This window comes from Rhodococcus sp. A14 (assembly GCF_011603105.1).
Classification (GTDB): domain Bacteria; phylum Actinomycetota; class Actinomycetes; order Mycobacteriales; family Mycobacteriaceae; genus Rhodococcus_F; species Rhodococcus_F opacus.
Window position 1 is genome coordinate 22558 of record NZ_JAAOQS010000006.1, and the last position, 22123, is coordinate 44680.

21 protein-coding genes are annotated in these 22123 nt (G+C 66.5%); 15 read left to right on the forward strand and 6 right to left on the reverse strand.

Annotated features, from left to right (window positions below; all coding sequences use genetic code 11):
• Positions 1–90 precede the first annotated feature (90 nt).
• From G9373_RS05160 to G9373_RS05170, 3 genes are read left to right on the forward strand one after another with little or no spacing between them, the layout of a single operon-like run.
• Positions 91–2721: an ATP-binding protein gene (locus tag G9373_RS05160; RefSeq protein ID WP_167114203.1), complete on the forward strand. Its 2631-nt coding sequence runs from the start codon at positions 91–93 to the stop codon at positions 2719–2721.
• Positions 2718–3137, forward strand: coding sequence for a roadblock/LC7 domain-containing protein (locus tag G9373_RS05165; protein ID WP_095869895.1), 420 nt, complete (start codon positions 2718–2720; stop codon positions 3135–3137). Before G9373_RS05160 ends, G9373_RS05165 begins: the two co-directional genes overlap by 4 nt.
• Positions 3134–3748 carry an ATP/GTP-binding protein gene (locus G9373_RS05170; RefSeq protein ID WP_167114206.1) on the forward strand — a complete coding sequence of 205 codons (615 nt, stop codon included), beginning with the start codon at positions 3134–3136 and terminating at the stop codon, positions 3746–3748. Before G9373_RS05165 ends, G9373_RS05170 begins: the two co-directional genes overlap by 4 nt.
• Before the next feature lie 12 nt (positions 3749–3760).
• Here G9373_RS05170 and G9373_RS05175 read toward each other — a convergent pair whose 3' ends face one another.
• Together G9373_RS05175 and G9373_RS05180 are read right to left on the reverse strand one after the other, a co-directional pair.
• Positions 3761–7234, reverse strand: a complete 3474-nt coding sequence (locus tag G9373_RS05175) for a serine/threonine-protein kinase (protein WP_167114209.1) — start codon at positions 7232–7234, stop codon at positions 3761–3763.
• Positions 7235–7333: 99 nt separating this feature from the next.
• Positions 7334–7762, reverse strand: a complete 429-nt coding sequence (locus G9373_RS05180) for a hypothetical protein (RefSeq protein WP_167114212.1) — start codon at positions 7760–7762, stop codon at positions 7334–7336.
• A 175-nt stretch (positions 7763–7937) separates the two neighbouring features.
• Here G9373_RS05180 and G9373_RS05185 point away from each other — a divergent pair, with 175 nt between their 5' ends.
• Positions 7938–8930, forward strand: a complete 993-nt coding sequence (locus tag G9373_RS05185) for a hypothetical protein (RefSeq protein ID WP_167114215.1) — start codon at positions 7938–7940, stop codon at positions 8928–8930.
• Between the two features lie 154 nt (positions 8931–9084).
• Positions 9085–9891, forward strand: a complete 807-nt coding sequence (locus tag G9373_RS05190; RefSeq protein ID WP_095869890.1) for an IclR family transcriptional regulator — start codon at positions 9085–9087, stop codon at positions 9889–9891.
• Between the two features lie 6 nt (positions 9892–9897).
• Here G9373_RS05190 and G9373_RS05195 read toward each other — a convergent pair whose 3' ends face one another.
• Positions 9898–10692, reverse strand: a complete 795-nt coding sequence (locus G9373_RS05195; RefSeq protein ID WP_095869889.1) for an IclR family transcriptional regulator — start codon at positions 10690–10692, stop codon at positions 9898–9900.
• A gap of 105 nt (positions 10693–10797) precedes the next feature.
• On the opposite strand from G9373_RS05195, the gene G9373_RS05200 reads away from it, so the two are divergent.
• From G9373_RS05200 to G9373_RS05215, 4 genes are all read left to right on the forward strand, one after another.
• Positions 10798–11595 carry a fumarylacetoacetate hydrolase family protein gene (locus tag G9373_RS05200; RefSeq protein ID WP_167114218.1) on the forward strand — a complete coding sequence of 266 codons (798 nt, stop codon included), beginning with the start codon at positions 10798–10800 and terminating at the stop codon, positions 11593–11595.
• Complete coding sequence (locus G9373_RS05205; protein ID WP_167114221.1) at positions 11592–12398, forward strand: fumarylacetoacetate hydrolase family protein; 807 nt, start codon at positions 11592–11594, stop codon at positions 12396–12398. Before G9373_RS05200 ends, G9373_RS05205 begins: the two co-directional genes overlap by 4 nt.
• A 4-nt stretch (positions 12399–12402) precedes the next feature.
• Positions 12403–12600 carry a tautomerase family protein gene (locus G9373_RS05210; RefSeq protein WP_095869886.1) on the forward strand — a complete coding sequence of 66 codons (198 nt, stop codon included), beginning with the start codon at positions 12403–12405 and terminating at the stop codon, positions 12598–12600.
• A 126-nt stretch (positions 12601–12726) separates the two neighbouring features.
• Positions 12727–13989: an acyl-CoA dehydrogenase family protein gene (locus G9373_RS05215; protein ID WP_167114224.1), complete on the forward strand. Its 1263-nt coding sequence runs from the start codon at positions 12727–12729 to the stop codon at positions 13987–13989.
• Positions 13990–14207: 218 nt separating this feature from the next.
• Here G9373_RS05215 and G9373_RS05220 read toward each other — a convergent pair whose 3' ends face one another.
• A complete protein-coding gene (locus tag G9373_RS05220; RefSeq protein ID WP_241031733.1) occupies positions 14208–15011 on the reverse strand; it encodes an alpha/beta hydrolase in 804 nt (267 codons plus the stop codon).
• 341 nt (positions 15012–15352) lie between these two features.
• Between G9373_RS05220 and G9373_RS05225 the strand changes: the two genes are divergently transcribed.
• From G9373_RS05225 to G9373_RS05245, 5 genes are all read left to right on the forward strand, one after another.
• Positions 15353–16231, forward strand: a complete 879-nt coding sequence (locus G9373_RS05225) for an acetaldehyde dehydrogenase (acetylating) (RefSeq protein ID WP_095869883.1) — start codon at positions 15353–15355, stop codon at positions 16229–16231.
• Positions 16228–17259, forward strand: a complete 1032-nt coding sequence (dmpG, locus tag G9373_RS05230) for a 4-hydroxy-2-oxovalerate aldolase (protein WP_167114227.1) — start codon at positions 16228–16230, stop codon at positions 17257–17259. Before G9373_RS05225 ends, dmpG begins: the two co-directional genes overlap by 4 nt.
• Positions 17260–17388: 129 nt before the next feature.
• Positions 17389–18858, forward strand: a complete 1470-nt coding sequence (locus G9373_RS05235; protein WP_095869881.1) for an aldehyde dehydrogenase — start codon at positions 17389–17391, stop codon at positions 18856–18858.
• Positions 18859–18935: 77 nt separating this feature from the next.
• Positions 18936–19688 carry an SDR family oxidoreductase gene (locus tag G9373_RS05240; RefSeq protein ID WP_095869880.1) on the forward strand — a complete coding sequence of 251 codons (753 nt, stop codon included), beginning with the start codon at positions 18936–18938 and terminating at the stop codon, positions 19686–19688.
• A 29-nt stretch (positions 19689–19717) separates the two neighbouring features.
• Positions 19718–20146: a tautomerase family protein gene (locus G9373_RS05245; RefSeq protein ID WP_095869879.1), complete on the forward strand. Its 429-nt coding sequence runs from the start codon at positions 19718–19720 to the stop codon at positions 20144–20146.
• Here G9373_RS05245 and G9373_RS45845 read toward each other — a convergent pair.
• Together G9373_RS45845 and G9373_RS05250 are read right to left on the reverse strand one after the other, a co-directional pair.
• The gene (locus G9373_RS45845) at positions 20143–20289 is read right to left on the reverse strand and encodes a hypothetical protein (RefSeq protein ID WP_179443365.1); all 147 of its coding nucleotides are present in this window, start codon (positions 20287–20289) and stop codon (positions 20143–20145) included. The two genes, G9373_RS05245 and G9373_RS45845, sit on opposite strands and share 4 nt — an antisense overlap.
• Positions 20290–20371: 82 nt before the next feature.
• Positions 20372–21406 (reverse strand): porin PorA family protein, encoded by a 1035-nt coding sequence (locus tag G9373_RS05250; protein WP_240960368.1) that lies wholly within the window; start codon positions 21404–21406, stop codon positions 20372–20374.
• Positions 21407–21858: 452 nt separating this feature from the next.
• Here G9373_RS05250 and G9373_RS05255 point away from each other — a divergent pair, with 452 nt between their 5' ends.
• Positions 21859–22074: a hypothetical protein gene (locus G9373_RS05255; RefSeq protein ID WP_095869877.1), complete on the forward strand. Its 216-nt coding sequence runs from the start codon at positions 21859–21861 to the stop codon at positions 22072–22074.
• Positions 22075–22123 lie beyond the last annotated feature (49 nt).

Sequence of the window (22123 nt, forward strand, 5' to 3'; positions counted from 1 at the left end):
CGTGACGAGGACGGTCCGCCCATTGCTTCGGCCACCACCTCGGCGCTCCGCCGCGCCCTCTCCGGGGGCGCATGACCCGAGAGGCACACGATGAGTCGCGCAACCGCCGCGGTTGTCGGCTTCCGTCGGACCCGCGAGCAGCGGCCGACATCAGGTATCGCAGGCTGGTCGCTGCGATGGAAGATGGCGATCGTGTTGACCGTTCCTCTCCTGGTTGCGGCGGGACTCGGTGCTCTCCGCGTACAGGAAGGACTCGAGGCGGCCGCGGACTTCACGACGGTCGGCGACCGGGTCCAGATGCTTCCCCTGCTCGTCGAATTGGACGGGGACGCGGCCGTTGTGATGGGAACACTCGCGCAACGCGCGATCACAGTGTCGATGATCGACAACCTCGACGCATCCATCGGGGAAGTGGAACGAGCGAATACGTCGGCCCGGCTCGACGACAACACGGCTTCGCACCTTGCGACCGCCCTCGCCGGTGCGCGAGCGTTGAGTGCACAGGCCAAGCAGGGACCCACGTCGACGGCGGCACTCACCGAACAACTCGCGTCCATCCGCTCCGGTCTGTCGAGCGCGGTGACCGCGATTACCGTGCCGATCGCCGACCCCGAATTGGTCGTCGAGACCGGGCGTCTCGAGGATCTGTGGGCAGCCCAGAAGCAGATCTCCGCCGAGGGCCTGTCGGTCGTCGCATCGACAGCAATTCTCACCGGCGAATCCGATGCCACTCTCGAATCCGAGAGCGTCAATCTTCTGGCCGACCTCCGCACCGAGTCCGCGCTGCTCGACCAGGTCGCGCAACGCTATCCTCCCGGTGACCCGACCATCGAGACTCTCCGAAAAGGCGTGAGCGACCGAATCGCATTGTTACAGAACGCTACTCGCCGTGAGAGCGCCGAGCAGGCACTGACCGGTCTCAAGTATTCGCTGTTCGCCAGCGTCGATGACTACTCCAGCGCAGTCGCCTCGGCGTCCGCAGGTTTGCGGGAGGTGGTCGGGGCCAAGTCGGACGCGTTGCGGGCCAGCGCGTGGCGAGACATGGCGGTGGTCACGACGTTATTGCTCGCCGCGATTCTGCTCGCCGTTATGGTGGCACGATCCCTGCTCGAGCCACTACGCAGACTTCGCCGCGGTGCCCTGCAGGTTGCGCACACAGACCTGCCGGAGGCGGTCGGACGAGTCAAGGCCGGTGCCGCCGCGTCCACGTTGGCAGTCGATCCCATCGACGTGCACACCCAGGAAGAGATCGGCCAGCTTGCTCGCGCCATCGATGACATTCACAGCCAGGCCCTGTTGCTCGCCGGCGAGCAGGCGCAACTGCGGCTGCAGATGAACAACGTCTTCGAAACGCTTGCACGGCGCAGCAGGTCACTGATCGATCTGCAGCTCGAGATGATCGAGCAACTCGAGTTCGAAGAGCGCGACCCCAAGCGCCTCGACAACCTGTTCCGGCTCGACCACCTCGCCACCCGGATGCGCCGCAACGGCGACAACCTGCTGATCCTGGCGGGCAGCGACAACCGGCGTAGCCGCCCGGCACCCATCCCGCTGGGCGATGCCGTGCGGGCGTCGATTTCCGAGGTGGAGGACTACCAGCGCGTTCAGGTCGGCCCGGTACCACCGGTGACGTTGACCGGCACGGCGGGAAGGGATCTCGTGCATATCCTGGCCGAATTGTTCGACAATTCGCTGCACTTCTCGCCGCCGGACACTGCGGTGATGACGACCTGCGCGCGCACCATCGACGGCGGTGTCGTGATCGAGATCGTGGACCGCGGAATCGGCATGTCCGCGACCGACCTGCACGAGGTCAACGACCGCGTCGCCGCGGCGGCCGAGGTCACCCCGGACACTGCACGTCGCATGGGACTCTTCGTCGTCAGCGAACTCAGCAAGAGGCACAACATCACCATCACCTTTCGCCGCACACTCGACCGGTCACGCAACGCGGGAATCACCGTGTCGGTCCACATCTCCGGTGATGTGCTCACCTCGGCACCGACCGCCGAGGTCCAGGACAGCTACGGCGGACGTCCCCCGGGTTCCGGTCAGCAGCCCGCACACACGTCACCGGAGACCCGCGCCCTCCCTGCGACGGTCGAACCAGTCCCCGTCCAGCGACAGCGAGCACGCCAAGAACCGGTACCTCTCGGAGTCGAGGGTGTCGGCGCACCAGCGGGTCCCGTAACAGGTACTCTTCCCCAACGCCGACCCGGGGCGATCGGGATCACTACCGCCGCCCGACCCCCATCCGTGGCAACCCCGGAGAACAGTAAGACTTCCGAAGGGCCCGCGCCGCGACATCGTCTGGACTCCACTCGGACGGCATCCTTCTTCCAGCCTCGGGTGGTTGCCGAGGAGACCCGCGACGACGGGACCGCGCAGACCCCGATCTTCGCCAGTATCGCTCCCCCATGGTTGACCGCCCCCACCAAGACCGACAGCGATGTTCCGCAACAGTGGATCACGCGAGCGGATACCGGGTGGTCTGCTGCCCGCCGGGCCGCGCAGCAGACCCCTGAGCGGGTCACCCGCCACGGGCTGCCACAACGTGTCCCTGGCCAACGCCTGGTCCCCGGCGGTATCGACGAGCCGGACGCCACGTCCAGGCGAGTCCGCACACCCGAAACCATCCGCGCCAGGCTCACGCAACACCAAAGCGGTGTCCGCGCAGGCAGGACGGGCAACTCGCCCCGTCCCGGTCCGCGGGACCGATGACAACAGGAGGAACCTTCGTGACAAGTCCTGGCACGCTGGGCTGGTTGGTATCGAACTTCGCCCGCGACGTCCCCCGCGTGACGCACGCCGTGCTGGTCTCGGCCGACGGTCTGCTGATGGCCGCAAGCGAGCACCTGCCACTCGACCGAGCCGAACAGCTCGCGGCGGTCACGTCAGGGTTGGCCAGTCTCTCGGCCGGCGTGTCGACCCTGTTCGAGGGCGGTGGTGTCTTGCAGTCGGTCGTCGAGATGCAGCACGGGTATCTGTTGTTGATGAGTGTCGGGGACGGCTCGCAGCTGGCGGCCCTGACCACAGCGGAGTGCGACATCGGACAGGTCGGTTACGAGATGGCGGTCCTGGTCGAACGCGTCGGGTCCGAGGTCGAGGCCAGGCCCCGTTCGGCAGCGCGGTCATGATCCCAGCGGCACTACCGCCGGCCGGTACTCGTGGGCCGAATCCCTTACCTGCGCGTGTCACCTCGGCCAAGATCGTCATCGCCGGCGGATTCGGTGTCGGGAAGACCACGCTGGTCGGATCGGTGTCCGAGATCGTTCCCTTGCGGACCGAGGCGATGGTCACCGACACGAGTACCGGGATCGACAGCGTCACGGCAACCCCGCAGAAGGTCACCACCACCGTCGCGATGGATTTCGGGCGCCTCACGCTGGCAGAGGATTTGATCCTCTATCTGTTCGGAACGCCGGGCCAGCACCGGTTCTGGTTCATGTGGGACGATCTGGTGCGCGGAGCGATCGGAGCGATCGTTCTGATCGACACCCGTCGACTCGACGACAGTTTCGCCACTGTCGACTATTTCGAATCGCGTGGACTTCCCTTTCTGGTGGCGGTCAACGAGTTCGACGAGGCCCCGCGATACCCCCTGGACGACATCCGGGCCGCGTTGGCGGTCACGGCCGACGTGCCGATCATCTACGTTGACGCACGAAGCCGCGCTTCGGTCCGGAACGCCCTTCTCTCGATTTCGGCATATGCCCTGCAGGCGTTGACCAATCCCGTGTCCTTCTGACCACTCGTTCGGTCAGGTCGGCTGTTTCCCCAGGTCGGCGAGATACTCATCCAACTCGGGTGACACGACGGTGCCCGCGCTGTCCTGGAGATGTGTCCGGAGACGTCGTGCCAACCGGCTCACCGCCGGTCCGGCATCGAGCAGAGGCCGGATCAGCCCGAGTCGAGCGCACTGCTCGGCGAGCGGCAGCAGTTCCGCCCGCGCGGTGTCCTCTCGTCCCGCGGCGGCCAAGGTTTCCACTTGCAACAGGGCGGCGTTGAGGAATGCCCGCGGGCGGGCTCGTCGGTCGATCGACTCGACGAGGGCGTGCGCCCTGTCGTATACGGGCCCGAGGTCCTGCACGTGGGGGTGTGAGGCCAGTGTCTCCCGGATCGCCGAGTCCTGCTCCATTTCCGAGGTGAGGACGGCGATGCCGTTGTCCCGGTTGTGGTGGTGGCGACTCTCGCGGTCGAGGTCCGGGGTACGGGACGAAGACTGTCCGATCCCGGCTCGGACTCGTTCGTTGTCGATCCGCGCGGCCAGTCGGGGAAGGCGCAGTTGTTGTGCCAGTCGGGCGCCCTCGTCGAGACGCGACTTTGCCGCGTCGTTTTGTCCGAGCAGGTACTTCAGTCGTGCACCCGTGCCATAGGTGGCCAGCATGAAGTCGACGGTGCCGCCCTCGGCGCCCAAGGTGTGACTGCGGTCGAGGAGACGGTCCGCCTCCGCGAGGTGTCCCTGTTCGTACAGCAGGTCACCGAGTAGGGCTGCGGTGAGCCGGGTGCCGTAGCCGAGACCCTCTTCGGCTGCCAGATCCATGGCGTGCCTGAAGCTGGCCTCCGCGGCCGGTAGATCGAGTTGTTCTCGGGCGGCGACGCCGGCCATGCAGTATCCGTAGATGACGCTGAACGGACCGTTGGAGCGCCGATGGTAGGGAAGCGCCCATTTCTGCCATCGTCGAGCTTCGTCGAAGTCGAATCGGTAGATCGCGTGGAAGGATGCGACGTCGGCGGCTCCGCACAACACCCAGGGTCGCAGTGTGCTCGCGCGTGCAATGCATCCCTCGACTGCCTCGTCGAGTCCGTCGATCTCGTCGTCGAAGACGGTGACGGTGGCTCGGATGAAGGCGGCCTCGACGCACATATCCGCTACCGCGCTGTCGTCGCCTCCGCTGGTCAGTGCGGCCTCCGCGACGGAGAGAAATTGCTCGGCGTCGCGGGGGTGGTGCAGCAGCGCGTGCGCCCAGGCGAGTGCGATCTGCAGTCGGGGGTGATCGGTGGTCTTCTTCGTCGGCAGTTTCGCGGCGAGACCGAGTAGTGTTCCCATTTGCGACCGCTCGAGCAGGTCCATCGCCGCGTTCTCGACGAGTCCGATGGCGTCGTGCTCGTCACCTGCGAGGAGGTAGTGGTCGACTGCCTGGCTGAGAAGATCCCGGCCCGCGAACCATCCGCCTGCTTTCCGGTGGAGTTCGACCACACGATCGGGGTCGTCGCGCGCGAGGCGGCGTTGGAGAAACTCGGCGAACAGGTGGTGATAACGGAACCACTCCCCCTCGTCGTCGAGTCGGCGCAGGAACAGATCACGTGCCTCGACGTCCTCGAGGGCGGCTTGCCCGTCCTGGTCGCCGGTGAGTGCCCGCGCCAGTCCGCCGCAGGTCTTCTCGGTGATCGAGGTGGTGAGCACGAAGTCGAGTGTGTGTCGATCGAGACTGCCGAGGACATTCTCGGCGAGGTACTCGCCGATGGCCCGGTTCCCCCCGGACAGGTGGTCGATCAGCTCGCGGGGGTGCGGGTGATCGCGCAGTGCCAGCGAGACCAGTTGCAGAGCCGCCGCCCACCCATCCGTCGACTGTTCGAGTTCGACGATATCGGGTTCGCCCAGATCGAGACCGGTCCGGTCGACAAGCAGCTGCGTCGACTCTCGGACATCGAACCGCAGTGCTGCGGAATCAATTTCGACGAGCTCGTTGTGCACACTCATCCTGCTGAGCGGAAGGCCGAGCCGGGTGCGGCTGGTGACGATCAGGTGCAGGTGGTGGCAACCGTGTTCGAGTAAGAACGCCAGTGCCGACCGCGTGTCGTCGTTGCTCACGCGGTGCCAGTCATCGATGACGAGGGCCACGTGTTGGTCGGCCGAGTGCAGCTTGTCGATCAACGAGGTCAGCACGTACCGCTCGCGGCCGGCGCCGTGGACTTCGAGTTCGCGTACCAGTTCCCGACCGAAGGCCGGTTGTGCGACGGCGATGGACTCGATCAGGTGGGTGAGGAACCAGATGAGCGTGTTGTCGTCATTGTCGATCGTCAGCCAGGCGGTCGCCACACCGTCACTCCGCAATGCCTCCAGGCGTTGGGCGGCCAGTGTGCTCTTGCCGAATCCCGCGGGTGCATGAATCAGCACCAGGCGCCGGCGACCGCTGCCGCGCAGTCGCTCGAGCAGGTGCGTACGCGCCACCGCTGCCCCCGGTGTAACCGGCGGGCGGTACTTGGTGGAAGCGCTCGGTGGTGGGGGGAGATCTCGACGCGTCCCGTTACTGCGGCGGTATCGAAGATAGTCCGACACACCGACCTTGATCTCGTCCGTGGGTCGGAAGGGACGGTCGTCGTCACCGACGAGTGGAAGCGGAATGTCCGCCATGGCGAGGCCGATGTGTTCGCCCGCCTCTCGCAGCGCCCCGCCCAGGTCCGCAGCGGTCCTGGGGCGTTCAGCCGGGTCCCGGGCCATGGCCGACTCGATCACCTCGCACACGGCCTCGGGAACTCCCTGCTCGCGCAGATCGGGCAACGGCTCGGTGCCGATGCGCAGGAGTTGGGCGAAGACCTGTTCCCCGCGGCGTCGGGCATAGGCCGGCCGGCCGGCGAGTGCGGTGAACAGTGTCGCACCGAGTCCGTAGACGTCGGTCACGGTGGACGCGTCGGCGCCGCTGAGCAGTTCCGGAGCGGTGTAGGCGGGGGATCCGGCGACCAGGCCCTGCGTGGTCTCCTCACCTCCGGTGATGCGGGCGATGCCGAAGTCGGTCAATTGCGGTTCAGCGTATTCGGTCAGCAGGATGTTGGCCGGTTTGACGTCGCGATGCAGCACTCCCCCGCGGTGCGCGGTTTCGAGGGCGCCGGCGAGTTTGACGCCGACGGCCAGTGTCTCGGCGGTCGTCAAGGCACCGTGGTGGGTGATCCAGGAGTCCAGGGAGTCGCGGCGGTGGAACGGCATCACGATGTAGGGGCGTCCGGTGTAGGTGATGCCGGCTTGCAGGACGTGGACGATGTTCGGGTGCCCGGACAGTCTCCCCATGGCCTGCTGCTCGCGCAGAAAACGTGCGCGATCCATGTGGTCCGGATCGGGGCTGAGCACCTTGACGGCAACCAACCGGTCGAGCGCTGGTTGGCGGCATCGGTACACGATGCCGAACCCGCCGCGGCCGGCGATGCTGGCGTCCTCGAAGCCTTCGGCCGCCAGCTCCGCGACGATGTCCGCATCGACCTGGCGTTGGGTGTTGTCGGTGGGGTCGTCCGGCATGGCTGGCCCTCAGCGCGCCGTGACCGGTTCGTCGATGCGCCGCGCCCCGGCTGACCAGCTCCTGCCCATGGGGTCTCCTCGCGATGCGACTACCCCATTCTAGATACCGCCGACCTCGCTGGCGCCGAAAAACGCCTGGTGATGCCGAGAGATAGCGATGCGGCAGTATGCGCACCCGAGGACAACCGCGGCGGTTCCGGTGACGCCGTAGGCACAGTCCGGAGAACGAAGACCGTCGTGCGACAACGACGCGGACACATCCGACCTGCACAGAAGGCTGAGCTGGAGCAGTGTGGTTCCGCTGAGCACCAGGTATGGCCCCATAATCCGTCGCGGGGGGATTCGGGCGGACACTACTACGAAGGTGAGCAGGCTGAACACCACCAGACCGAGGCTGATCAGTCGGCCGGTCGTGACCGTGCCGAGCAGTCCCGCCGCTGCCGCGGCGGATGCAAATGCCGTGCAGATCACCTGGGCCGGCGACCAGGTTGGCGGAATCAGTCGATCCGGAACGTCGTGTGCTTCCACTGTCTGGTCCCTCCCGGCGCGATAGAGGTCGTAGGTCTGGTCACGCTACGAAGGTGGTCCGGTGATCGGCACGCCCGAGTGGCTTTGCCGGCTTTTTCGGTGTGATTGGGCGCAGTTGTCCTGGATAGCCGAATCCAGGCCCGAGATGTCGGAGCAACGACACAGAGTGTGTGGCATGCAACACTCTTCGGTAGTTCTGATGAGCGGCTGCGGTTCGCAGCGGCGAGCGCCCTCGGAGTACCGCCGCGTGGCGGTGCTCGGTGGTTATGGGGGACGGGACTTCGTCGAAAGCCTCGCCGATCGGTGCGGGGGCGGGTTGACGGTCGACGTTGTGGTGTCGAACCTCGCCGAGTCCGACCTGCGGTGCCACGGCGTGCCGCGCGCGGATGTTCGCACCCTCGTCGTTCCGGATGTGAGGTCGATCAGTCGGGGTGATCTGATCGCCCGATATGACGCCGTGGTGTATGGGTTCGAGTCGTTCCGTGAGCGTGTGTTGCCGATTTCCGGCGCCGAGTTGCCCGGCAGTGTGTGGGCCGGTGATATCGCCAATGATGCTGCGCAGCTGATGGTGTGGGAGCAGGCGGTGGTGGTCGGCTCGGGTGAGCGGGCGTGCGCCGCAGTCCGAGGTCTCGCCCGGGCAGCGGAGCGCGGCGCTGCCCGCGACATCCTCGTACTCGGCGGTGCCTCGCGTAACCACCGGACCGTGGTCGACGACGTGCCTACTCGTTTGGACGGAGTCTCGATCACCGTACGCAGCCACGACCAGTTGCTGGGTATCCGAGGACGCGACCGCGTGGAGGAGGTACTTGCCGGCGCCCTCGACGGGGCCACACGACGTCGTCCGGCTCAGCTGGTGGTCAATGCGACCGGCGAGCTTCCAGCGGTGCTGGCGGGGCTGCGAGTGAACTCCTCCGGACTCATCGCGAACGAAGCGGGTTGTGTCTCGGTGACCTGGCACGAATTCGTTCTCGGACCGTTGCAGCATCCGGGGGTGTCAGGCGGCGCAGACGCGGTGACCCCGAGGATGCTGGCACGCACGGTCGCCGAGCGACTCGGCGACTGCCGCGGCCCCTGGTCCGCGGTCGACCCGTTCGAGTGGCTCGAGTTCCGGCATGGTGCAGGGAAGATCGCTGCACCCACGCGACGGCATTCCGCACTCGCGAGCTGAACTGGCCAGAATGCGACGCCAGCAAGTCCGATTTACGCAAAACCCTCGGCATGTGCCGGTCACCGGCACATTCGGTTGGACCTGCGTGTGAGCTGCCACACATACTCGGGATGCGACGGCACCCCATGCGGTCGTGACAGTGAAAGGAAATGTTGTGGCGCCTCTCCAAACGGTTCAGAAGATCGGTCCCGTGCTGGATTTGTTCACCGTGTCCCGTCCTGAATGGGGTGCGTCCGAAGTCGCCGAGGCCATCAACGTGCCACGCTCGAGCGCACACGCACTGCTGTCTTCTCTGGTCGAGACCGGTCTGTTGCAGTGCCGTAACCGCGGCCGCTACCGCATCGGCTGGCGGGTGGTGGAGCTGAGTCAGACACTCAAGGGCACCGTCGACGTCCGCTCCTGCGCCTCCCCGATTCTGCAGGATCTGGCGCACAAGTACGGCGAGACCACCCACCTGGCTGTCATGGAGCGGTATCGGGTGCTCTACGTCGACAAGGTGCTCGGCAACCATGTCATCAACGTCGCCGGCGCCCGGGTCGGTGCCCACCTCGAACCGCACTGCAGCGCAGTCGGCAAAGTTCTTCTCGCTCAGTGCGACCCCGGTGAAGTCGAACGCAACATCACCAACAAGCCACTGCGGCGACTGACCCCGTCAACGATCATCAACCCGGCCTCCCTGGCACAGGAGTTGCGGTCGGTGCTGCGGTCCGGGTGCGCCTTCGACGCCGGCGAGGCGGTCCAGGAAGTTCACTGTGTCGCGGCCCCTGTCCGGGACGAGATGGGACTGGTGGTCGCGGCGGTGAGCATGAGCGTGCCGGCCAGCCGGTTCGTGCCGGCTCAGGCCGAGTTCAAGAGTGCGGTTATCGCTGCCGGCGCCGAGATCTCCCGGGCGATCGCGAACTCCACGGACCCCGTGGTGCGCACCGAGCGCGACGATCCGACGGTCGCGGCGGCGAGCTGACCTATCTCAGCCCGACCGCATCGACAGGTACCGCGACAAACTCAGGGCGGCGGTCCGCACGGCGGCGGCCGAATGGTCGAGGTTGATGCGAGTGTGCCACCCGGACACCGAGATTCCGGCTACGACCTGGCCTCTGAGCCCGAAGACCGGGCTGGCCACACACGCGACCCCGGCCCGCGATTCCTCCAGGTCGTAGGCCACTCCGCGCTCGCGGATTCGGGCCAGTTCGGCGGTGAACAGCCCTGGGGTGATGATGGTCCGTTCGCTGAGCCGGGGCAGGCCCGTGTCAAGGATGTGCTCGACGACGGTCTGGTCGGAGAAGGCGAGGATGGCCTTGCCGATTCCGGTGCCGTGTGCGGGCCACCGGCCACCCATCCGGGTCGGCAGGGGTGGGGAGTTCGGGCTGTGCAGCACCTCGAGGTACACCACGCAGTCATCGTCGAGCACCGCGAAGTGGACGGAGTGGCCCGTCGCCTCCTGCAGGTCGGCCATGAACGGGCGGGCCGCCTCGCGGAGGTCGCGTTGGCGGGGAACGTGCTGACCGAGTTCGAACAGTTTGAGCCCGAGCCGGTAGCGGGTGCCCTCGCGCTCGAGCAGTTTCACCGCATGCAGCGCCTTGAGCATTCGCTGCACGCTGGACTTGGGCAGGCCGCAGCGGCGGGCGATCTCCGAGACACCGAGGGCGGTGTCGGCGGCGCCGAGGGTGTCGAGCACCGCGACCGCACGGACGATGGAACCGGCGTCGCCGGCGGGGATCCTCCCGGAGGTTCTGTGCCGTTCATCGGCACAATCGTCTTGCATAACGGCCCATAGTGCCCGAGGGTGGGAGTTCAGTGCAACAGGTCACATCCCCCGCGAGCTGCGACAAGCGACGCGGGGCGCTTCCGAGGAAAGCCCGAGGTCTTCATGTCTTCCGACCAGGTACAAGGCGCCGCGCAGCGGCTGCTGGAGGCGTACCGCAGCGGTACGCCGATCGATCCGCTGACACCCGAGTTCGCGCCGGCGGAATTGTCTACCGCCTATCGCATTGCGCAGGCACAGGTCGAGCAGTGGGAGAAGGACGGGGACACCGTCAAGGGGCACAAGGTCGGGCTCGCGTCCGCCGCGATCCAACGGCAGATGGGGGTGGATCAGCCTGACTTCGGCCACCTGACGGCGAGCATGTTCCACCTCGAGCACCAGCCTATTCCGGCCGCGACCTACATCCAGCCGCGGATCGAGCCGGAGACCGCGTTCGTCCTCGGCCGGCCGCTGACCGGGCCGGGAGTCACTATCGCGGACGCTGTCCGGGCCGTGGAGTTCGTCCTTCCCGCCCTCGAGATCGTCGACTCCCGGATCCGGGACTGGAAGATCGGCATCTTCGACACCATCGCCGACAACGCCTCCTCCGGTGGGGTCGTCCTCGGGAGTCGTCCGGTGCTGCTGCGGGACGTCGATCTGCGCCTGACCGGCTGCACACTGCACATCAATGGCGAGCTGGTGGCGACCGGCGCCGGTGGCGCGGTGCTCGGCTCCCCGCTGAATTCGCTGGTGTGGCTGGCCAACACAGTCGGCCCGCTCGGGGTGACCCTCGAACCCGGCCACGTGGTGCTGCCGGGGTCGATGACCAAGGCCTTCCCCATTTCGCCGGGCGATTCCATCGTGGCCAACATGAGCGGACTCGGCAGCGTGTCCGCCATCCTCGGAGAGCGAGCAGAACAGTGACCAGCAACCAGCAGACCAGCGAACAGCGCTGGAGCGCCGGCCGCATCGCCGACATCCTTCTCGACGCCGAGGCCACCACCACCTCACGGACCTCGCTGTCCGCCGAGTGGCCCGGCCTCACATTGCCCGTGGCCTACCAGGCGCAGGACATCGCCCTCGCCGCCCGCAAGGCCCGCGGCGAGCTCGTCACCGGGATCAAGCTGGGGCTGACCTCCCGGGCGAAACAGCGGCAGATGGGGGTCGACGCTCCCTCCGTGGCCTGGCTGACCGATGTCATGGCGTTACCCGCCGGTGACCCGGTCCCCCGCAACCGCCTGATCCACCCGCGCGCGGAGCCGGAAATCGCGTTCGTGATGGGCCGTCGGCTGGCCGGACCCGGAGTCACCGCAGCCCAGGCGTTGACGGCGGTCGATCATGTATTCGGGGCGACCGAGATCATCGACAGCCGCTACGCCGGGTTCAAGTTCACCCTCGAAGACGCTGTCGCAGACAATAACTCGTCCGGCGTGTACGTCACCGGACCGGTGCTGCGGCGACCTGAGGATCTCGACCTCGCCCTCGAGGCGTGCTTGCTCGAGATCGACGGACAGATCGTCGACACCGCGACCGGCGCCGCCGTGCAGGGTCACCCGGCCGAAGCACTCGCGTTCGCGGCCAACACGCTGGCCGAGCGGGGGCACGCCATCGAAGCCGGATGGGTCGTGCTGACAGGCGGAATGACGGACGCCGTCGCGGTCGAACCGGGCGCTCGCGTCGCCGCCCACTTCACCTCGCTCGGTTCGATCACCATTTCGGGAGGATAACCGCATGCCGTTCATCGACGTGACCATCGGACTGGGCCGTTCCCCGGAGCAGATCCGGTCACTGATCCACGAATTGACAGAGGCCGCGCACCGGGCGATCGAGGCGCCGAAGGAGAACATTCGGGTCGTGGTCCGCGAAGTCCCGGAGACGCACTGGGCCGCCGGTGATGTGACCATCGCCGAACGGCGCGCGGCACCCTGATCGGAGTGGCTGGACAATGCTGATCGCCGGACGGGCGTCGATCAGCATTGCCGACACTGCGTTGTCCGCGGCGGCCGGGAACCGTAGACCAGTAGAGACACCACCGTCTTTCCTCTGGGAGCCCCCGTGACCACAATTCATGCCGTCGACGCTGACACCGACCTCGACATCTTCGATCCTCCGCGCATCGCCGACCGGCTTTACCACGACCTGCTCTCCCCACCCGAAGTCCAGCAGGTTCGGCGGCGGGTACGACGGATCGCCGCGGACACCATCGCCCCGATCGCGAGCCGCATTGCCCGCGGCGACGAACGGATCGACGGCTTCCCCCGCGACGCCTTCGACTCGCTCGCCTCGGCCGGAGTGTTCCGGATCCCCTTCGACGGCGACGTCGGCGGCGACGACCTCACCCACCGCGCCACTGCGACCGCCGTCGCGGTCGAGGAACTCGCGTACTACTCCAACAGCGTCGCCGCGATCTTCGACGTGCACTGCATCCTCGCCGGCAACGCCGTCAATCAGGGCACCGCCGCGCAGCGGCAACGTTGGCTCGCCCCAGTGGTCGCCGGTGAGATCGTCGGATCGTTCGCCACCAGTGAGCCCGGTGCCTCGAGCGACCTGTCCCCGGCCGCCGTCACCACCGAGGCCACCCCGACGGCCACCGGCTGGGTGCTGCACGGCCGCAAGCGGTGGATCACCAACTCCGCCGTCGCCTCGTTCGTGGTGGTACTCGCCCGCACCGGCAATCGGCTCAGCACCTTCATCGTGCCCACCGATACTCCGGGCGTCACCATCGGCACCCCGGACCGCAAGCTCGGCAACAAGGGACAAATCACCGCGGACGTCATCCTCGACCAGGTGCACCTCGACGCCGAGGCGCTGCTCGGCGAGGAGGGCGGCGGACTCAAGATCGCGTTGCAGACCCTCACCTACGGCCGGATCGGTATCGCCGCGGCCGGGGTCGGAATGGCCCAGGCGGCGTTCGACCACACCGCTCAGCACCTCGCTCGGCGACACGCATTCGGCGGACCACTAGCGAGCAAACAGCACTGGCAGTTCCTGATGGCGGACCGGGCAACGGCCATCGAAGCCGCCCGCGACCTGTACCTCAAGGCGGCGCTGCGGCTCGACTCCGGGATTGCCTTTCCCGAACCGGAGGCCGCGATGGCCAAACTGCGCGGGACCGAGATCTCCGTCGACATGGCCCGCGACGCCGTGCAGGCCTTCGGCGGGCTCGGATTCACCCAGTCCCTCGGCGCGGACGACACCGACGGACCGGTAGAGGCGTTCTACCGTGACAGCAAGATCGGCGAGATCTACGAGGGCGCGAACGAGGTCCAGAAGTGGGTGCTCGCCCGGCAGATCTTCGGACGCGAGATCACCGGCTGACCACGACCCGACGGTGCCGACCCCGGTCGGCATCGTCGAGGTCGCATCCGAACATACCTGGGCGACTCCGACAATCGGTGCCGAGTGAACCCGACGCCCCTCCACCGGGAACGAGGGTGCTGGTGTAGTCGCCACGGCGTCGGCCGGGTGAGGTCACATCTCGGTGTAGTCGGTACCCGGTCGCGGGCTTCCTCACCTCACGGTGTGCGAGCGAGCCTTCAACTGCGGAGGTGGGCGTTCAGAAACGCCGCGGTGATGCCGAGGTGGTCCGCCTGGTCGAACTCAGGGCCCTCGTGACCGGCACCGCCAAGGACGAGAAGGGTCGAGCGTGCGCCGGTACTGACGAGCGCATCATGCAGCGCGTGACTCTGTGCGGACAGCGTGATCCGGTCGCGGTCTCCGTGCGCGATCAGGAAGGGCGGCGCAAGCGCCGTCACCCGGCTGAGCGGGCTGGCGTTCCAGGAGGCATCCGACGGTGACGAGACCTCGGCTTCCCCCAGCAGGGCGCTCTCGAATGGGGGTGGCAGAAGGTGACTTTCGATCCAACTTCGTCCGGCGTTGGCGGCGAGATCGGACGGGCCGAACCAGTGGACGACAGCGTCGACGCGGCTGGACTGATCCAGATCGTCGCCGACAACTCCTTCAAGTTCCACATCTCCGTGGGTCAGACCGACCATCGTGGCCAGATAGGCACCCGCTGACGCTCCCCACGCCCCGATTCGCTCGGTGGACAGCCCCAGCTCCGTTCCGTGCGCACGTAACCACCGCACGACCGCCTTGACGTCGTGAATGGGATTCGGGTACGAGCCGTGGGGCGCAAGCCGATAGTTCGCGGAGACGACGGCGATACCGTACGAAGCCAGCCGGGACAGACGCTCGTCGGCACCGTCCTTTTTGTCACCGAGCTGCCACCCTCCGCCGTGCAGGTAGATCACTGCCGGCGGATTGTCGATCTCGGGCCGGTACACATCGACGGCGATCTCGAAACCGTCCACTTCGGCGACTCGCAGATTGGATCGCACTCGCACATCGTTCATGAAGGCCCTTCCAGGGTCAGGTCGGCAACTCGCACACCGAGTCCCTCACAACGCGATCGGATACTCGATGTCTGCCTGCTGGGTCTCTATTTCACGCCCGCCGCCGCTCGCTCTCGCCAGGTCTCTCGTTTAACCGACTCGACCGCCGCTCGAGAAGGGGTGCTGTTCGGTTATTCCGACCATGCACGCCCGCACCCGGGTTTCAGTGGTTACCTCGAGGAGGACTTCGGTGAAGTACGCGCGCAGAACGCCACGCGCGGTATGCCACCGCGTTGACAACGCACCAAGTTCTGTCCCTATAGGCAGATATGAGCGAGAGGCACACAATGAGTCGCAAGAGCGCCGCGATTATCGGCTCCGGCAACATCGGTACAGACTTGATGTACAAGCTGCTGCGGTCGCAGACGATCGAACCCCGATACATGATCGGTATCGACCCGGACAGCGAAGGATTGGCCCGGGCCCGACAGGAAGGCCTCGAAGCCTCCGCCGGCGGACTCGACTGGCTGCTCGCTCAGCCGGAACTGCCGGACTTCGTCTTCGAAGCGACCTCGGCGAAGATCCACGCCGCCGCGGCGCCCCGCTACGCCGAGGCCGGGATCACCGCGATCGACCTCACCCCGGCCTCCGTCGGCCCGTATGTGGTCCCCGCGGTCAACCTCGACGCGCACCTGAGCGCCCCCAACGTGAACATGGTCAGCTGCGCCGGCCAGGCCACCATCCCCATCCTCTACGCCATCAACGAGGTCGCCGACGCCTCCTACGGCGAGATCGTCGCCGCCATCGCCTCCCACAGCGCCGGTCCCGGCACCCGCCAGAACCTCAGCGAATTCAGCGAAAAGACCGGGAAGGCCCTCGCCCAGGTGGCCGGCGCCGACCATGCCAAGGCGATCTCGGTGATCAACCCGGCCGAGCCGCCGATGAACATGCGCGACACCGTCTACGCCAAGGTCCGCAACCCCGACCCGGCCGCCATCGAGCGTGCCGTCATCGACATGGTCGCCAAGGTCCAGCAGTACGTCCCCGGCTACTCGCTACGTCTGGTCGACGTCGACGGCGACCTGGTCACCGTCATGCTCGAGGTCGTCGGCGCCGGCGACTACCTGCCCACCTACGCCGGCAACCTCGACATCATCACCGCCGCCGCCGTCCAGGTCGCCGACGTCATGGCCCAGCAGAACCTCGTCCAGGGAGCAGCACAGTGAGTAAGAAAGTCACGATCGTCGACACCACCCTGCGCGACGGCATGTCCTCCGTCTCGCACCAGTTCACCCCGCAGAACGTGACCGACATCGCCCGCGGGCTCGACAAGGCCGGAGTGTCGACCATCGAGGTCGCGCACGGGATCGGTCTCGGCGCCTCGTCCATCCAGTACGGGTTCGCCGCCGCCACCGACCCGGACTACGTCCGCGCCGCCGTCGACGCCGTCGAGAACGCCGACATCGCCGCCCTGTACGTCCCCGGCATCGCGACCCTCGCCGAACTGCAGAAAGCCATCGACGCCGGCATCAAGACCGTCCGCATCGCGGTGCACTGCACCGAGGCCGACTGCGGGCAGCAACCCGTCGAGTGGGCCAAAGAACAGGGCCTGAACGTGATGACGTTCCTGATGATGAGCCACAAACTCGAAGCCGAGCCGCTGGCCGAGCAGGCCGCCAAACTCGACTCCTACGGCGCCGACGTCGTCTACGTCGTCGACTCCGCCGGCGCTATGGTGCCCCGGCACGCCGGAGACCGGGTCGCCGCCCTGCGGCAGGCGATCACCGCGGACATCGGGTTCCACGCCCACAACAACCTCGGCGTCGGCATCGCGAATGCGCTCACCGCCGCCGAAAACGGGGCTACCTTCATCGACGGGTCCCTGCGCGGGCTCGGCGCGAGTGCCGGCAACGCGCAGACCGAGGTCCTCGCCGCCGCCTTCGAACGGGCGGGCTGGGACACCGGGGTCGACCTGTTCCCGCTGATCGACACCGCCGAACACGTCGTCGCACCGCTGATGAAAGAACCGCAGATCGTCGACGAGACCGCCCTGATCCTCGGCTACGCCGGTGTGTACTCCACGTTCTTCCACCCCACCAAGCGGGCCGCCAAGAAGTTCGGAGTCCCCGCCCGCGACATCCTCATGGAACTCGGACGTCGCGGGGTCATCGGCGGTCAGGAAGACATGATCATCGACGTCGCCTCCGAACTCGCCGGCCGCACCTACGAGACCCCGGCACTGGCTCGTTTATGACATGGCCCATGGCAAACACCGGTCGTAGGCTCGTAGGTCACAGGAGCCGGAATATGACACCGCACATCGCTGCGCCGACGGCAGGTCGAGAAATCAACGCCGTCCCGACCTGATCCCACAGGAGAAGACATGACTGCAGTACCCGGAATAAGCGACGTCAAACACCTCATCGGTGGTGACTGGCGTCCCGCCTCGGACGGTGCGACGTTCGAAACCCGCGACCCGCACGACGACTCGCTTCTCGGCAACGTTGCCCGAGGAACTGCCGCCGACGGCGCCGACGCCATCACCGCGGCGCGCAAGGCGTTCGACGAAGGTCCCTGGCCGCGGATGTCGCCGAAAGAACGGGCGAAGATCCTGCACGCCGTCGCCGACAAGGTCGACGAACATCGTGAGGAACTGTCCCTGCTCGAAACGCGGGACGGCGGCAAGGGAATCAACCAGGCACAGCACGCCGAGATCCCCCGAGTCGCGCACAACCTTCGGTTCTTCGCCGACTACGTGGCGATGGCCGCCAACGAGGCGTACCCGGACGGCGACCTACTGTCCTACACCCTGTATCCACCGGCCGGTGTCGTCTCCGCGATCAGCCCCTGGAATGCACCCTTGATGCTCGCGACGTGGAAGATTGCACCCGCGTTGGCGTTCGGCAACACCACGGTCCTCAAACCCGCACCCCAGACACCACTGACCGCCAACCGGTTCGCGCAACTCGCCCTCGAAGCCGGCCTGCCCGAGGGCGTGCTCAATGTGGTGCACGGATTCGGCGGCGAGGCCGTCGCAGGCCCGCTCACCTCGGATCCACGTGTCGATCGGATCACCTTCACCGGTTCGAGCGCCACCGGGGTGAGGATTCTGCAAGCAGCCGCACCCAACCACACCCCCGTGTCCGCGGAAATGGGCGGCAAGTCCGCGAACATCGTCTTCGCCGACGCCGACCTCGACGTGGCTGTGCCGATGTCGATCCGGGCGATCTTCGGCGGCAACGGGCAGGTGTGCCTGTCCGGGTCGCGTCTGCTGGTACAGAATTCGATCATGGGCGAGTTCCTCGACCGGTTCACCGAGGAGGCGAAGAAACTCACTGTCGGAGACCCGAAAGACCCGGCCAACTTCCTCGGCCCGCTGATCGAGCAGAAGCACCTCGAGAAGGTGCACGGCTACGTCGAACTGGCGCAGGAGGAGGGCGGCAAGGTCGTCACCGGTGGGTCGCGGCTCACCGACGATGCGCGGGCGAAAGGATTCTACTACCCGCCGACGGTGATCACCGGGCTCACCAACGACTCGCGCACCGCGCGCGAGGAAATCTTCGGTCCCGTCGAGACCGTGCTCGGATTCGACACCGAAGACGAGGCACTGCGCATCGCCAACGACTCGCCGTACGGTCTGGCAGGAATTCTGTTCACCGACAACCTCAACCGCGCGCACCGCATGGCGGCACGGTGGAAGGCCGGCACGGTGTGGATCAACACGTTCTTCGAACGTGACCTTCGGTTGCCGTTCGGTGGTGAAGGCAGCAGCGGTCTCGGCCGTGAGGGCGGCCAGTACTCCCGCGAATTCTTCACCGAGCCACGGGCCGTCACCATCCGCCTGCGAAGCTGATCACCTGTCGACCACGTGCGGCCGGAGCGGAATCCCACCGCTCCGGCCGCACGTCTTTCCCCGAGGAGAGCCCTGCCGTGACTACACCCGATCTGTGCGTCGTCGTCGGCGCGACCGGTGCGATGGGCACCGATATCACCCTGCGCTTGGCCCGCCGCGGGCTGCGCGTCCTCGCGGTCGCCCGCAGCGGCGACGACCTCGAGAAACTTACCGCAGCCGACGAGCGCATCATTCCCTGCATTGCTGACATCGCCGACGACAGCGCGATCGAATCGATCTCCGCGCAGGTAGATTCGCCTGTGCGTATGGCGCTGTTCGCCGCCGGCCTGCCGGTGCGAGGATCCGCCGACACCATCCAACCCGGCGACCTGGCCATGGCGACGAACATCAAGGTGGGCGGTCTCGTCCGTCTGTTGCACGCGGTCCGCGGCCATCTCGTGGACGGTTCCCGCTTCGTCACCATCGCCGGCTCCCTGGGTCTCGAACCCGGTCCGCTCGATGCCGTGCCCGGTACGGCGAACGCGGCCGTCCTCAACCTGATGCGCCAACTCAGTGCACTGTACGGGCCCAGAGGCGTCACCACACATACGATCGCGCCCGGACCGGTGGACACGCCACGGCTCCGTGCCTTCATCGACACCGAGGCCACGGAAACCGGACGGGATCCGGAACAGATCTGGGAGCGGTACCGCGCCAAGACCACCCTCGGACGGTTGCCCACCCTGGAAGAGATCGGCTGGGTCGTCGAAACGCTGCTCGCTCCCGAGGCCGCGGTCCTGCACGGCTCGGTGATCAATGTCGACGCCGGAACCCGCCACGGAATCGCCTGACCACCACCCACTGAAAGGACCCGCAACCCATGCCTGTCGCACACTTTCATCTCGCCGACGGCGCCTACCCCGCCGAGCAGCACCGAGAACTGCTCACCGCGGCGAGTCGGTGCTATTCCGAGGCCCTCGACTCCCCGATTGAACGGGTCCGCGTCTTCATCGTCCGCTACCGTCCCGACGATGTCGCGGTCGCGGGGACCACCGTTGCAGAGGGTGCCCCTGCAGCGCCGTACTTCACGGCGATCGTGCTCGCCGGCCGCCCCGCCCGTCAGCGACAGGAACTTGCCGTGCGGTTCACCGATCTGATCGTCGATGTTCTCGGCGCCCAGCGCTCGCTCGTGCGGGGGCAGGTCATCGAGGTGGACCCGGCGAACTGGACGATCGCGGGTAACCCTGCCGCTACGATCCGCGCCGGGGAGATCGCTAGGCGCGCCGGCGGGGCGCAGACTCCGAACTAGCCGATCTCCCACCCTGCCCGAGCGGCGAGACGGTCATCGGCGCCGAACACGAGGTGATCGATTTCGCGGGTCGCCTCCACCGCCTGCACCGCCTGCGAATGGAGCGCCTGGGTACGGCAGTGCTGTACCCAGGCGCTCCGCATGGCTCAGGAGACTGACCGTTGCGGGCCGAATTACCAGGTCGGTCGGATCTTCCGGCCCTCTGCATGGCCCCATCTCGGGTGGCTAGCGGACTGGCGTCTCCTCGTGTGAGACGGGCGCCAGGGCGGCCGGACGTGGACCGCGGCGGAGGAAGCCGGCTGCGAGCGCCAGCACTCCCAGCACCAGCAGGACGAGGGGTGCGATCACGCTGATCAGATTGAGCTGAGTACTTGTTTTCTCCGCTGCCGCCGCGGCATCCGCGATCGACTGGTCGGTGAGCGCGGTGTCGATCGACATGACCGGCGTGAGGGGAAGCAACCGGCCGTTGACGTCGATGTTGGCGATGATCTGCTGGCTGAGGTTCGCGTCGATCGGCGTGCCCAGGGTTTGGTCCGCGGCGAGGTTGATCCGGGTGACCGCGGTGTAGCTGAACGGGACGGGATCGGGAAGCTGCTCGAGTGCGCCACCGAGGCTTTGCTGCACGTCCGGCGGCAGCAGTGGCGTAAGAGAGCTGACCAGCGCCTTGGGCAGTGCTGGCGGTAGCGTGCCCGCTATGGCGGGATCGCTCAGCGCCCCCTTTGCCTCGACGGTGTAGTTGAGAACGTCACGCCCGGACACTGTGCCCGAGTCGACGTACGTCATGGGGACTGTCGTCTTCGTGGCTGAATCGTAGTAGCGGTAACTCGCCGACGGGTCGGGGTGCAGTGGCAGGGCGATGGTCATTCCGCTGTGTGGTTCCACACCGTCTTGCGGTTGCCCGGTCGCCGCGTCCATCGTCTTTCGATCGACGGCGTAGGCGTGGTTGGACGGGACCGCCTGGCCGGCCACCTCGAGGGTGACGTCGTCGTGTGCCACTGCGGTGTCACCATCGGTGCTGGATACGTAGATGTGACGGTTGATGGTCACGGGAACACCCGAGGCAATGACGTTGGGGATGTCCCCGGCTTGTAGCGCTTGAGCATTGAGCAATGTGCCGGTGCCTTCGTACACCGGGTTGACGTCGAGGTCACCGGGCAGCTTCGAGAGTGAGGGCACCAGCACGAACCGTAGAAGGGCTGCTAGGGCGATGAACGCTACTCCTAGTGCCACAATAATTTTCGAAGATCGTCTGACAAGCATCGACCGTTCCTTCGTGTACTCGTTCGGTAGATGAGGGGCGTATTCAAGAAGGCGTTGGACGGACGCGGCAAACACGTGCGACCCCATTCGATCGTGTTGCAGCTGCGGACCGCGTTCTGTCGGTACGCCGGGATACCTCACCCGTGATGGTCACCGCGGAACACTGCCGAGGATCATCCGATGTCGTCCAGGGTCGTTCGCATATTCCGATCAAATCGGCACAGCGCGACAGCCATTGCTGTGATGCCGGACACAACAACCCGATGTTTGTGATCGAGCGAACAGCGGTCAGGCGTACATGCCCGATCGTTTCCACGGTGCGAACAACCGGGGCCCTTACCGATGCTGTTGTTCCGATATCCCGACTCAGGCACTTCCCGCCCGGTTCGCACCGCACACTGAGCGACCGGTAGCTAGGTAATCCTGAGTTCGCCAGTGAGGGGAGGCCGTTCGTGGACAGGTTCGATACAGCGATCATCGAGTTCGCGTGCCAGTGGTTGCCGTACGGCACCCCACCATCCGACGAGCTCATCACCCGGTTCGGAATGACGACTGGGAGGTACGAACAACAGCTCGCGCGGATCCTCGACGACTATCCATTCCAGTTGCCTGTCGAAGACAGACGACGACTCTGGCTGCAGTTGGCCGAAACCCGACAATACCCATAGCGGCAGGGGCCCCGATCCCCCGACGAATCCCTCATCCAATCCATTTGAA

Coding starts and splice junctions, on each gene's coding strand:
- G9373_RS05225 (WP_095869883.1), top strand. CDS start 15,353: ATGAGTCGCAAGAGCGCCGCGATTATCGGCTCCGGCAACATCGGTACA.
- G9373_RS45845 (WP_179443365.1), bottom strand. CDS start 20,289: ATGCGGAGCGCCTGGGTACAGCACTGCCGTACCCAGGCGCTCCATTCG.
- G9373_RS05210 (WP_095869886.1), top strand. CDS start 12,403: ATGCCGTTCATCGACGTGACCATCGGACTGGGCCGTTCCCCGGAGCAG.
- G9373_RS05185 (WP_167114215.1), top strand. CDS start 7,938: ATGCAACACTCTTCGGTAGTTCTGATGAGCGGCTGCGGTTCGCAGCGG.
- G9373_RS05160 (WP_167114203.1), top strand. CDS start 91: ATGAGTCGCGCAACCGCCGCGGTTGTCGGCTTCCGTCGGACCCGCGAG.
- G9373_RS05170 (WP_167114206.1), top strand. CDS start 3,134: ATGATCCCAGCGGCACTACCGCCGGCCGGTACTCGTGGGCCGAATCCC.
- G9373_RS05245 (WP_095869879.1), top strand. CDS start 19,718: ATGCCTGTCGCACACTTTCATCTCGCCGACGGCGCCTACCCCGCCGAG.
- G9373_RS05165 (WP_095869895.1), top strand. CDS start 2,718: ATGACAACAGGAGGAACCTTCGTGACAAGTCCTGGCACGCTGGGCTGG.
- G9373_RS05235 (WP_095869881.1), top strand. CDS start 17,389: ATGACTGCAGTACCCGGAATAAGCGACGTCAAACACCTCATCGGTGGT.
- G9373_RS05200 (WP_167114218.1), top strand. CDS start 10,798: ATGTCTTCCGACCAGGTACAAGGCGCCGCGCAGCGGCTGCTGGAGGCG.
- G9373_RS05175 (WP_167114209.1), bottom strand. CDS start 7,234: ATGCCGGACGACCCCACCGACAACACCCAACGCCAGGTCGATGCGGAC.
- G9373_RS05250 (WP_240960368.1), bottom strand. CDS start 21,406: ATGCTTGTCAGACGATCTTCGAAAATTATTGTGGCACTAGGAGTAGCG.
- G9373_RS05195 (WP_095869889.1), bottom strand. CDS start 10,692: ATGCAAGACGATTGTGCCGATGAACGGCACAGAACCTCCGGGAGGATC.